Origin of the sequence: Streptomyces sp. NPDC058470 (genome assembly GCF_042721055.1) — a bacterium.
GTDB lineage: Bacteria > Actinomycetota > Actinomycetes > Streptomycetales > Streptomycetaceae > Streptomyces.
Window position 1 is genome coordinate 1 of sequence record NZ_JBHXMF010000012.1, and the last position, 11,834, is coordinate 11,834.

General features: G+C 66.1%; 8 protein-coding genes. 5 read left to right on the forward strand and 3 right to left on the reverse strand.

The window, feature by feature from the left end; all coding sequences use genetic code 11:
• Positions 1–153 precede the first annotated feature (153 nt).
• The 3 genes from ACFWP7_RS11090 to ACFWP7_RS11100 all read left to right on the forward strand — a co-directional run bounded on the left by ACFWP7_RS11090 (position 154) and on the right by ACFWP7_RS11100 (position 8,459).
• The gene (locus ACFWP7_RS11090) at positions 154–6,996 is read left to right on the forward strand and encodes an RHS repeat-associated core domain-containing protein (RefSeq protein ID WP_384379478.1); all 6,843 of its coding nucleotides are present in this window, start codon (positions 154–156) and stop codon (positions 6,994–6,996) included.
• A gap of 210 nt (positions 6,997–7,206) precedes the next feature.
• Positions 7,207–7,416 (forward strand): hypothetical protein, encoded by a 210-nt coding sequence (locus ACFWP7_RS11095; protein ID WP_384379481.1) that lies wholly within the window; start codon positions 7,207–7,209, stop codon positions 7,414–7,416.
• 455 nt (positions 7,417–7,871) lie between these two features.
• A complete protein-coding gene (locus tag ACFWP7_RS11100; protein ID WP_384379484.1) occupies positions 7,872–8,459 on the forward strand; it encodes an immunity 21 family protein in 588 nt (195 codons plus the stop codon).
• Between the two features lie 27 nt (positions 8,460–8,486).
• On the opposite strand, the gene ACFWP7_RS11105 is transcribed toward ACFWP7_RS11100, so the two are convergent.
• The 3 genes from ACFWP7_RS11105 to ACFWP7_RS11115 all read right to left on the reverse strand — a co-directional run bounded on the left by ACFWP7_RS11105 (position 8,487) and on the right by ACFWP7_RS11115 (position 10,387).
• A complete protein-coding gene (locus tag ACFWP7_RS11105; RefSeq protein ID WP_384379486.1) occupies positions 8,487–9,251 on the reverse strand; it encodes a transposase in 765 nt (254 codons plus the stop codon).
• 72 nt (positions 9,252–9,323) lie between these two features.
• The gene (locus ACFWP7_RS11110; RefSeq protein WP_384379489.1) at positions 9,324–9,521 is read right to left on the reverse strand and encodes a DUF397 domain-containing protein; all 198 of its coding nucleotides are present in this window, start codon (positions 9,519–9,521) and stop codon (positions 9,324–9,326) included.
• Positions 9,522–9,532: 11 nt separating this feature from the next.
• Entirely contained in the window at positions 9,533–10,387 is an 855-nt protein-coding gene (locus ACFWP7_RS11115) for a Scr1 family TA system antitoxin-like transcriptional regulator (protein ID WP_384379492.1), read from the reverse strand.
• A gap of 246 nt (positions 10,388–10,633) precedes the next feature.
• On the opposite strand from ACFWP7_RS11115, the gene ACFWP7_RS11120 reads away from it, so the two are divergent.
• Together ACFWP7_RS11120 and ACFWP7_RS11125 are read left to right on the forward strand one after the other, a co-directional pair.
• On the forward strand, positions 10,634–11,113 hold the full coding sequence (locus ACFWP7_RS11120) for an ATP-binding protein (RefSeq protein ID WP_384379495.1): 480 nt from the start codon (positions 10,634–10,636) through the stop codon (positions 11,111–11,113).
• Positions 11,114–11,205: 92 nt separating this feature from the next.
• Positions 11,206–11,808 carry a Uma2 family endonuclease gene (locus ACFWP7_RS11125; protein ID WP_384379498.1) on the forward strand — a complete coding sequence of 201 codons (603 nt, stop codon included), beginning with the start codon at positions 11,206–11,208 and terminating at the stop codon, positions 11,806–11,808.
• Positions 11,809–11,834: the final 26 nt, after the last annotated feature.

Genomic DNA, 11,834 nt, shown 5'->3' on the forward strand with positions numbered 1-11,834 from the left:
ACCTTTTTTTTTTTTTTTGTGGGGGGTTGGTTTTTTTTTAAATCCCACCGCTCAAAACCCCCGGGGGGGGGGGGGGGGGGGCGGGGCCCCCCCCCACCCACGCGTCGGCCTGCTCTTTTCACTTCCGCATCCCCCGATTCCCAAGGAGATGTCATGTCCTCGCCCCCCTGGTTCCGGTCTGCCAGACCGGCCTGGCGCAGGCGCAGCGGCCGACGCCGCGCCGCGCTGGTCCTCGGTCTGGCCCTGTCCATAGGTCTGCTCCCGCAGTACGCCCCCACCGATGCCGTGGCCGCCGGAGGCCAGACCAAGCCAAAGGCCCAGACCGAGCTGGACGACCCGGTCCGCGGCACGAACGCCAAGGCCAAGACCTACGACAAGGCCGACCCAGCTGAGCAGGCCGCCGTCAAGCACGCCGAGGAGGCCGCCTGGCCGAAGGCCGGCAGCGCGGACGTCGACCTCTCCGGCACGGCGGCCAAGGCCGGGGGTCTGCCCGTGACGGCCAAGGCCACCGGGGGCAAGGCAGGCGCTGAGTCCGTACGCGTCGAGGTCCTCGGGCGCGAGGCTGCCAAGGCCGCAGGAGTGGACGGCGTCCTGCTCACCGTCGCCCGCACCGACGGCGAGAGCGCCAAGGGCGCTGCCCAAGTCACCCTGGACTACGCGGACTTCGCGGACGCGTACGGCGGTGGCTACGGCTCCCGCCTGCGGCTCGTGCAGTACCCGGAGTGTGTGCTGACCACACCGGAGAAGAAGAGCTGCTCGACGCCGACGTATCTGAAGAGCAGCAACAACGCGGCGAAGCAGACACTGACCGCGCAGGTCACCGCCGCCGGTGACACCTCGGGCACGACGACCCAGCTGATGACCGAGGCGGCGAGCGCGTCCTCGGCGACGGTGCTGGCGGCCACCGCGAGCAGCGGCGGCGACCAGGGCGACTACAAGGCGACCGGTCTGTCCCCGTCCTCCGAGTGGGGCGTGGACACCAGTTCGGGCGCGTTCACCTGGTCGTACCCGATGACGGCGCCGCCGGTGCCGGGCGGACTTCAGCCCTCCGTCGGCCTGAGCTACAACTCCCAGTCGATCGACGGCCAGACCGCTGCCACGAACAACCAGGGTTCGTGGGTGGGTCAGGGCTTCTCCTACGACCCCGGCTACATCGAGCGCAGCTACAAGGGCTGCGCGGACGACGGCCAGGCGGCCAACCTCGGCGACCAGTGCTGGGCGTTCGACAACGCGACGCTCTCGCTCACCGGCGGCACCTCCGGTGAGATCATCAAGGACGACACCACCGGCGAGTGGCGGATCAGCAGCGACGACAACTCCAAGGTCGAGCACCTGACCGGCGCCACCAACGGTGACGACAACGGTGAGTACTGGAAGGTCACGACCTCAGACGGCACCCAGTACTTCTTCGGTCAGAACAGGCTGCCCGGCTACGCCACCGGCAACGAGGAGACCGGCTCCACCTGGACCGTCCCCGTCTACGGCGACGACGTGGGCGAGCCCTGCTACAACGCGACCTTCGCCAACGCGTACTGCACGCAGGCCTGGCGCTGGAACCTCGACCACGTCATCGATCCGCACGGCAACGTCATGTCGTACTTCTACGGCAAGGAGACCAACTACTACACGCAGGGCCTGAAGACCGCCGAGAACGGCAAGTCGTACGTCCGTGGCGGCTACCTCAAGCGCATCGACTACGGCCAGCGCGAAGGCAAGGTGTACTCCACCAAGCCGGCCGCCCAGGTCGTCATCACCACCGCCGAGCGGTGCATCGGTGACCTCACCGACTGCGAGGCGTCCGACCTCACCGACGCCACGGCCGCCGACTGGCCGGACGTCCCGTGGGACCAGAACTGCAAGGCCGACACCAAGTGCGCGGGCCAGAACTCGCCGACCTTCTGGACCCGTAAGAAGATCACGAAGATCACGACGCAGATCCGGACCGGCGACGCGACCTACAGCCCGGTCGACGAGTGGAGCCTCTCCCACGTCTTCACCGACAACGGCGACGCCTCGAAGTCGCTGTGGCTGAACGGAATCAGCCACACCGGGAAGGTGGGCACCGCCGTCTCGGTGCCGTCGGTCGAGCTGACCGGCATCCAGCTCGCCAACCGTGTCGACAAGGCCGGCGACAACCTGCAGCCCTTCTATCGTTTCCGGCTGGCCGCGGTGAAGAGCGAGGCCGGCAGCGTCCTCAGCGTCAACTACGCCGACACGCAGTGCACGACGAGCAACCTGCCCGCCGAGGACTCCTCGGCCAAGCGCTGCTTCCCGGTGAAGTGGACTCCGCCGGGTGTCACCGACCCGATCGTGGACTGGTTCCACAAGTACGTGGTCGCCTCGGTCGTCGAGCAGGACCTGACCGGCGGCAACCCGAACCAGGTCACGTCATACACCTACCTGGGCGACGCGGGCTGGCGGAAGGCCAAGGCCGACGGCATCACCAAGGACGAGTACCGCACGTGGGGCGACTGGCGCGGCTACGGCAAGGTCCGCGTCGAGACCTCCGACGGCACCAACTCCGCCTCCAACACCAAGACCGAACACACCTTCTTCCGCGGTCTCGACGGCGACGTGAACAAGGACGGCACCACTCGTTCGGCGACGGTGACCGATTCCAACGGCGTGTCGTACGAGGACTCGGACTGGAAGGCCGGGTTCGAGCTGGAGACGGTCACCTACAACGGCTCCGCCGTCACCCAGAAGTCGGTGACCGAGCCGTGGACCGCGGTGACCGCGACCGCCACCAAGAGCTGGGGCACCCGCAAGGCACGCTATGTGGCGAAGGACACCACCAACACCTACATCGCACTGAGCGGCGGCACTTGGCGCAACACCAAGTCCGTGACGACGTACGACCCCAAGACGGGTCGCGCCACCCAGGTCAACGACGTCGGTGAGGTCGGCGTCGCCGACAACCAGTGCACCCGCACCGAGTACGCGGACAACGCGAGCAAGAACATGTACGCGTATGTGTCGCGCACGGAGGTCGTGAGCGTCGACTGCGCGACCACTCCCAGTCGTGCCACCCAGGTCATCTCCGACGACCTGACCCTGTACGACAGTTCGACCACGCTGGGCACGGCCCCGACCAAGGGTGACCCGACCATCACCAAGAGGCTGACGGCGCACACCGGCACCCTGGCCACGTACCAGACGACCGCCGAGACGACGTACGACTCCTACGGGCGCCCCCTGACGGTCAAGGACGCGGACACCCAGACCACGAGGACCGTCTACACCGAGAACGCCTACGGCCTGGCCACGAAGTCCACGGTCACCAACACCCTGGGCTGGACGACCTCGACCGAGTACGCCCCCCAATGGGGTTTGCCGAGCGCCAAGGTCGACCAGAACAACCGGCGCACCGAACTGGCCTACGACGGCCTGGGCCGCCTGACCTCCGTCTGGCTCCCCGACCGCATCGGCACGACCGCGTCCCTCAAGTACGAGTACCTGATCCGTGGTACCTCGGGCCCGGTCGCCGTGCACACCCAGAAGATCGAGAGCGACGGCACCTCGTACGGCAGCGAGTGGACGCTGTACGACGGCCTCCTGCGCCCGCGCCAGGTACAGACCGAGGGCGAGGGCGGCGGCCGCATGGTCGCCGACACCATCTACGACGGTTCCAACCGCGTAGTGAAGATCAACGACACCTACTACACCACCGGCGCCCCGTCCGCCACGCTCTTCCAGCCGCTCAACGCGGACCTGGACGCGCAGACGGTCACGGAGTACGACGGCGCCAGCCGCGCCACGGCCTCGATCTTCAAGGTCGCGGGCGTGGAGAAGTACCGGACGACGTACACCTACGGTGGCGACCGGGTGACGACCAAGCCGCCGGCCGGACAGCCGACCACCACGGTCGTCTCCGACGCGCGGGATCAGACGACGAGCCGTATCGAGTATCCGGCGGGGGGCGACGCGGTCACCACGTCGTACGCCTACAAGCCCGCGGGTCAGCTGTCGACGGTGACGGACGACGCCGGGAACGTGTGGTCGTACGAGTACGACCAACTCGGCCGACAGAAGTCTGTTGTCGACCCCGACGTCGGCACCTCCTCGTTCACGTACGACGTCATGGACCGTCAGACGTCGGTGACGCTCAACGGCAACAAGACGTCGACGAAGTACGACGCACTGGGCCGCGCGATCGAGACCTGGCAGGGCGACACCGACACCGGCACCAAGCTGTCGGTGATGAAGTACGACACCCTCGCCAAGGGCGTGCTGTACGGCAGTTACACGTACAAGGACGGCGCGGTCTACTCGTCAGTGATCGATTCGGTCCTCGACGCGGACAACGACTACAAGCCGACCCTGACGAAGTACACCCTGTCCAAGACGGCCGAGCCGCAGTTGGGCGGTACGTACGAGTACGCCACTGAGTACAACCGCGACGGCTCGGTGCAGGGGCAGGGGCTGCCCGCGGCCGGTGATCTGGCAGGTGAGGCGCTGGCGTACAGCTACGACGAACTGCAGCGTCCGGCCGGCCTCACGTCCTCTCTAGGCGGCCACAATTACGTCACGGACGTGACCTATTCACCCACGTCCAACCTGGAGCAGCTTGAGCTGTACACAGGCGGCAGCACCGACAAGAAGACCTGGCTGTCGTACAACTACGAGGCGGGCACCGACCGGCTCAAGAACTCCAACGTCAGGGTGGAGGGCGGCGCGAGCGCGGCGTACGACGCCGACTACACGTACGACGCCAGCGGAAACATCCTCTCCATCGCCGACACGCCGAGCGGCGGCACGAGCGATGTGCAGTGCTTCACCTACGACGGACTGCGCCGCCTGACGGACGCGTGGACCTCGTCCACGACGCCCAACGGCGCCTCGGGAACGGGCAGTACGGAAGCGGCTTGCTCCTCGGGCGCATCCACCTCGACGGTCGGCGGGGCGTCCCCCTATTGGACGGAGTACGGCTACGACTCGATCGGTAACCGCACCGACGAGGTACTCCACGGCCTGAACGGCACGGGCACCGCGACCCGCACGTACAAGTACGGCGAGAACTCCGGCCCGAACGGGACGGACTCCGGACCGCACACGGTCTCGTCCGTCGTGGAGAAGACGGCGGCCACCAGCACCACGCCGGAGGTCACGTCCCAGGACACCTACACCTACGACGCCTCGGGCAACACCCACACCCGTGTCCTGTCCGGTGACACGCAGACCCTGGACTGGGACAAGCAGGGTGAGCTGACCCAGGTCAAGAACGCCGACGGCAAGGTGACGTCGTACAAGTACGACGCGTCGGGTGAGCGCATCCTGCGTGACACACCGGACGAGAAGACCTTCTACCTGCCGGGCACGGAACTCCACCTGGACAAGGCCACGTCCAAGGTGACGGCGACCCGCTACTACACCTTCGGCGGGGCGACGGTGGCGATGCGGGAGGCGGACGGGGTGCACTTCCTCGCCGCGGACCACCAGGGCACGGCGGAACTCTCCGTCGACGCCAAGACGGGAGCGACGTCACGCCGGCGCACGGACCCGTTCGGGAACGCGCGCGACGAGTCCTCGTCCTCGGGCTCCTCGTGGGTCAACGACAAGGGCTTCGTGGGCGGGACCATCCAGGAGTCCACGGGCCTGACGACACTGGGGGCACGCGAGTACGACTCCGACACGGGCCGCTTCATCTCGGCTGACCCGATCGTCGACTTCACCGACCCGCAGCAGATCAACGGTTACGCGTACGCCAACAACAGCCCGGTCACCTTCAGCGACGCGTCCGGTCTGCGGCTCGCGGACTGCGTCGGCGGCTGGAACGAGTGCGGGCCGGGTCCGAAGGAGCACTCGGGGGCGATAGCCGACACCCACACCAGCACCAACTCCGGGAGCGGGTCGACCTACACCCCCGCCGACGCGCAGGCGGACGAGGCCCGCGCCGCGGAGGACGCCGCCGCGCAGCGCGCGGTGGCCATCGCCAAGGAACTCGGCAAGATCATCGCCGACGAACTGGGCATCACGGACGCGCTGGACTGCTTCACGACGGGCAACCTCGGGGCCTGTGGAGCCACGGCGCTCAACGCGGTGTCCTCCTTGCTGGGCGGTGGCCCGCTGGCCCGTCTTGCGACGAAGTACGCGGCGCCGTGGAAGTGGAAGAAGGCCGAGGAGCTGGCGAAGCACGTCGTGGGGCTGGGCAAGAAGCTGTGGGCGGGCTTCAAGGACTGGCAGAAGGGCCGGAAGGCCACCAAAGCGGCCGAGAAGGCCGCCGAGGCATGCCTGAAAAAGACGCCCAACAGTTTCACACCGGGCACCAAAGTACTGATGGCCGATGGCACCACAAAGAACATCGAGGACGTCGACATCGGCGACGAGGTTTTGGCCACTGACCCGGAAACCGGTGAGACCAAAGCCGAAAAGGTCACAGCCGAGATCAAGGGCACTGGCCTCAAGCACCTCGTCAGGGTGACGGTTGACACCGATGGCAGCAAGGGCACGAAGACCGCATCGGTCACCGCGACCGACAACCACCCCTTCTGGGTACCCGAACTCGGCGAGTGGATCAAGGCCACCGACCTGGAGGCGGGGGAGGGGTTGCGCACCAGCGCTGGCGCACTCGTTCAGATCACCGCGGTCGAACGCTGGACCGCTCTGACAGCGACGGTCCACAACCTCACCGTGGGCACCGTGCACACGTACTATGTGCTGGCAGGGGTCACGCCAGTACTCGTTCACAACTGCAATATTTCGATGGGTGAGGCCGTCAGTCGTGGCGTGGCACACGTTGGCGACAATGCAACTGTGGTGCGGTCTGGCAGCGGCGGAGTTCAGTTCATGAGCGTGGCCACTGACGAGGCTGGTAATACGGTCAGGAAGATTGCTCGATTCGATGTGAACCCCAATAGTGCACACGTTCAGAAACTGGGGCCGCACCTTAATCTGGAAACTCAGATCAACGGAAAGAGTGTTACTAGTGGCCCGCTCAAGGATCCGCACACTGGAATCGATCCGTCCACGATTCGACCAGGCGACTACTGGCCCTAGTGCACTGTATGAGGCGTGATGTTGAAGGTATTGTGCGGCGATTCGACCGGGGAATTGGAGCTATCAGGAACCCGCTCCGACTTGCTGGTCTTGGGAAGAAGACTACGGGGTGGCAGGGGGGAAATCCTTCTGGCGAAGGTCTCAAATCCATTCCCGTACACCAGATCGTTGTCGCGGGTCGAAGTTCAGCCAGCGAGTGGGAAGATCAGGATGTCTTCCTCCGGAGATGGCGAAGCTCTGGTGGTGGAGGGTGGGCCGCAGTCCCTTTCTCTCCTTGCCGAGAACATCGAAAGCTTCGCTTTGGAGGCGGATCAGAGCGACCATCTTCATGTGGATTATTTCCCACAACATGACTATCTGGTCGAGGGGTCGAGCTCGCTGGTTGTCGCTATCGATAGTGATGCGATCCAGGCGTCCTGAATACCTGCGGGATTGCAGCCGTTACAGTTGATCGTGACAGCGAACCTGAAGCCCCATCAGTTGTGGTTGATGGGGCTTCAGTGGCGTTTGGCGGCAGTAGTTGACGGCAACATCAGTGAACGGGCGTTGCTCAGTGGGGCGTTCCGTCGCTACCGCCGGAGGTCGCCTGACGGCCAGTTGGGCAGTTCAGGTCTGCGCTCGAGGATGTCGAGGGCTTGGTGTTGGCGTCGGAGGCGTACGTGGGGGTAGACGGGTGGTGGTGACGTCGATGCCCCATAGACAAGTTATTCTCTGGCCACTCCTAGTTCGACGCCCCGTTTCAGGAGCAAAGTCGCCGTTGGGTGGCCTAAGGGCTGTCCCGTAACTGCAGGTTGCCGCAGGCCCTGGGCCGTTCCTGTCCTGAGTGCCAATCGGTCACCGTGGGCATTGTCAGTGGGCGCGGGCACACTGACGGCATGAGCGTTTCTTCGTCTACCGAAGCCCATGCGTCCGACACCTCTCCTGTCTGGGTGGAGTCGATGGGCGGGCCTTTGATCATCGTCCCCGTCTCCGCGTTGGCTGCATGGCGTGGCTGTACGGAGACCGGAGTCATGGCAGGAGATGCCACCGCTCCAGACGACTACGACAGAGCCTGCGCGGTGGACGATCTGGCCGGTGTGATCACTGTTGGCGAGAACGGTGCGCAGGCACTGGTGCTGGCGGATGAGCCGGCCACCAGCTGTTATCTACCTGAGCATCGAGCCTTCCTGCGGTGGCTTGCGGCCGACTCCGAAGCCGAGCTGAAGGCGGCGGCCAGGGCTGTGCTCGCAGACCCCGCCACCGAGTGGGAGGAGTGCGGCACGTGGTTGTCAGATGGTCCAGCCACACTCATGGACTCCGCCGAAGCAGGCTCCGAGCTGGACATCCAGTATCCCGGCGGCGGGATGCCCTCCCAGGCATCGGTTGCGCTGCCTGCCGGATGCTGGAGGGTCCGAGCTACCCATACCAAGGCGGACGACGAGAACTGGGTCGGCCTGGTCCAGATCCTGCCCATCGAACCTTAAGCGGTCAGTTGCTTCGGTTGAGTGCGGTCACGCGCTGCGTGCAAGGTTGTGTAAACGGGCGATGCCGAGCACCGCGTGGTGGACACCCTCGCCTTTCAACCGGCAGTCCCGGAGGATCTTCCAGGTCTTCATCCGCGCGAAGGCATGCTCGACGCGGGCGCGGACCTGCTTGTGTGAACGGTTGTGCTCCTGTTTCCAGGCGGCCAGTTCCTCGCCCGCCCGCCGACGGTGGGGCATGACGACGCCAGTGCCGGGATAGCCGCCGTCGGCGATGGTCATGGTCTTGCCGACAGCGGCCTTTACGCCAGATTCCTCCCATGCCTTGCAGTCATTGCGGTTGCCCGGAAGCGGCCGGCCGACTAGGACGACGAGGCGAGTGTCGGCATCGATGACGACCTGGTGGTTGGTGGAGTATCGGTAGTTCTTGGACTGTTCGGCCACCGTGTGGTCGCGGGTGGGAACCAGGGTGCCGTCCACAAGCACGGTGTCCTTGGCGAAGCGAAGCCGGGGCCGCAGCGCGAGGAGCGGGCCAACCTGATCGATGATCCGGTCGACCGCGGACTTCGAGATCCCGAACAGCGGAGCCAGTTGGCGCATCGTCAAGTTCGTCCGCCAGTAAGTCGTGACCAGCAACACCCGGTCTTCCAACGGCAGGCTCCATGGCCGACCTCGGCGCACGGCATCAGCTCCTTCGCGGCGCAGCGCAGTGACCAACGTACGGAAGCAGCGCGGGCTCAAGCCGGTGAACGGGCCTATCCAGGACGGCTCCGACGCCGTAATCACACCAGCCACATCAAGATCGTCTCACCTGTGGTCAGCCGTTACGGGACAGCCCTTAGACGAGGTGTGGGCGGTACAGCGTATTCAGTCAGCAATAGCGGGGCGGCCCGAGCTCCGCAAGGCGGCTATCAGCGTGCTGAACTGACATGGGCCAGTGGTGAGGGTGACCTCCGGTTCGTCGCTTTCGCGGAGGAGGATCGTTCCGGCGGGGGTAATGGCCACGTATACGCAGGCCGAGGCCTCCTGGCTATATGTGGACTTCTGCCAGTGCGGTTCGGGCATGGTGGGCTCCTTCAGAGGTCTCGGGCAAGTTGGGCGATGAAGTCGCGGGACTTGGTGGGCGGGAGCGCGGCTTGCTGCATGCGTTCCAGGACCAGGCGGTAGCGCTCCAATTGGGCTGGGGAGTCGATGAGTTCGGCGCCATGGTCCGTGTCCAGCTGAACGGTGTCGAGCTGGTGGACCGGGCCGTGGAAGTAGTCGATGCCCTGGCCGGAAGTGTGGAACGGGCCGCTGTCGAAGGGGACGACGGCGATTGTGACGTGGGCGAGTTCGCTCACCTCGTTGAGGTGGTTGAGCTGCGCTCTGACCGTGGTGCGGTCGCCGAAGCGCATGCGCAGAGCGGCTTCGTGGATGACCGCGGTGTAGGACGGGGGGTGTTCGCGGTGCAGGACTGCTTGGCGCTTGATGCGGTGCGATACGCGGTGCTCGATCTCGTGGGGCTTCAGCGGAGGCACGGTATGGCTGAACAGGACGCGGGCGTGATCGGTGGTCTGCAGCAGGCCAGGGATGTTGATGACGTGCGCCACGCGTAGGGCGGTGGCGTGGTGCTCCACCTCGGTGAGGTCCAGTACACGGGGCGAAAGGATGTCGCGGTACTCCTCCCACCAGCCGCGCCGACGTTCGCCGGTCATCGCCGCGAGGGCGTCGACCAGCGGCTCGTTCGTGCAGTCGTAGTGCCGGGCCAGTGTCCGCACCCGCTCGGCACTGACTCCGTAGCGCCCGGCCTCGATGTTGCTCACGCGTGACTGTGTGGCGCCCACCAGTGCCGCGGCCTGTGTGGCGGACAGATCCACGCGCTCGCGCAGCCTCCGCAGTTCGACACCCAGGCGACGGCGTCGGGCGGTGGGGAGAGGGCTTGGCTGCGGCATGAGCGGCGACTTCCCGTTCGTACATACGGCGTATGGGTCACCCACACGAAGGTAATAGGGTCTGCATTCCCTTCGATTCATGGAATGTAGTCCATGAACCGGTCTACGGTGAGTCCCAAGCCGCTCAACTGGCCCCACCGGTAAGCCGGAAGCGCCCCGCGCTGCCCACACGTACGCACGCGACATGCCACCGCCCCAGCCGGGCCAGTACAGCGAACCCAAGTCCCCCCACCGCAGGAGGCGTTCATGGTCACCGTATCCCCGCCGAAGTCCGAAGCGTCCGCATCTTGGGCGTACGCGCTCCAGCTGCCGAATGATCCGCTGGCCCCGCGGATCGCCCGAACCACCCTTCGGGCGGTCCTGACCGGACACGGCATGACTGAACTGACCGACATCGCCGAGCTGTTGACCTCCGAGCTCGTCACGAACGCCTGCCGCCACTCCACCGGCCCTGCCACCCTCCACCTCCGCGCCCTCGGCGGCATCCGCCTCCGGGTGAGCGTCTGGGACGCCAACCCGCACATCCCGCCGCCCTTCGGCGAGCGCCCCGGTCCGCTCCAGCCCGTCCCGGCCGAGGCGGACGGCGGACGTGGACTGTTCCTCGTATGCCATTACGCGGACGCGTGGGGCGGCTACCCGCTCGGGGACGATCTCTTCGGGCGGGGCGGGAAGCTGCTGTGGTGCGAACTGGGGCCACGAGGTGTCGGGCAGGCGGCTGTGGCGTGAGGGCGCCCGGGTGGAGGGCGGCCGGACTGCCCCGGCGCTACCGTGGAGCCAGCGACACGCCCTGTAATCAGCGGAGGACCGTGGTGACCACCATGAGCGAGCGCCCGGCGGCCATGGACCCTCCTCCGGCCGGAGCATTTGAGGACATGCTCCGGATCGTTGAGGAGCTGGACACGCCTGACGGCTACAAGGCCGAACTCATCCGGGGGAAGATCGTCGTGTCGCCGTGGTCGAAGCTGCGCTACCTGCGTCCCATGCGGAGGCTGCGCAGGCAGGTGGAGGCTCATGCACCTGAGGGGCATGTCGCGGAGACCTCGCCTTTTCTGTTCGTGTTCCCTCCCGCGGAGCGAGGCTTCGGCCCCGACCTCTTCGTCGCCGACGAATCCGCCTTCGACGCCGAAGGTCGGCATGCCGATGCCGCTGCCCTTTCCCTCGTCGCCGAGCTGACCTCCGTATCGACCAAAGACGCCGACTGGCTCGACAAGCTGGACACCTACGGGCGCGTCGTGCCCGTATACCTCGTGCTCGACATGCAGGCGGAGGAGATCACCGCCTTCTGGGACCCGTCCGAGAAGGGATACCGGTCGCGCACCACCGTCCCCTTCGGGAAGCCCCTCCACGTACCCGCGCCCTTTGACTTCGAGCTGAACACATCCGGGTTCGCCGCCCGCTCCGAGGGCAACGTCCAGGAGTGACCAACCCGTGATCACCACACCCCCAA

Coding starts and splice junctions, on each gene's coding strand:
- ACFWP7_RS11120 (WP_384379495.1), top strand. CDS start 10,634: ATGGTCACCGTATCCCCGCCGAAGTCCGAAGCGTCCGCATCTTGGGCG.
- ACFWP7_RS11110 (WP_384379489.1), bottom strand. CDS start 9,521: ATGCCCGAACCGCACTGGCAGAAGTCCACATATAGCCAGGAGGCCTCG.
- ACFWP7_RS11090 (WP_384379478.1), top strand. CDS start 154: ATGTCCTCGCCCCCCTGGTTCCGGTCTGCCAGACCGGCCTGGCGCAGG.
- ACFWP7_RS11115 (WP_384379492.1), bottom strand. CDS start 10,387: ATGCCGCAGCCAAGCCCTCTCCCCACCGCCCGACGCCGTCGCCTGGGT.
- ACFWP7_RS11100 (WP_384379484.1), top strand. CDS start 7,872: ATGAGCGTTTCTTCGTCTACCGAAGCCCATGCGTCCGACACCTCTCCT.
- ACFWP7_RS11125 (WP_384379498.1), top strand. CDS start 11,206: ATGAGCGAGCGCCCGGCGGCCATGGACCCTCCTCCGGCCGGAGCATTT.
- ACFWP7_RS11095 (WP_384379481.1), top strand. CDS start 7,207: ATGTCTTCCTCCGGAGATGGCGAAGCTCTGGTGGTGGAGGGTGGGCCG.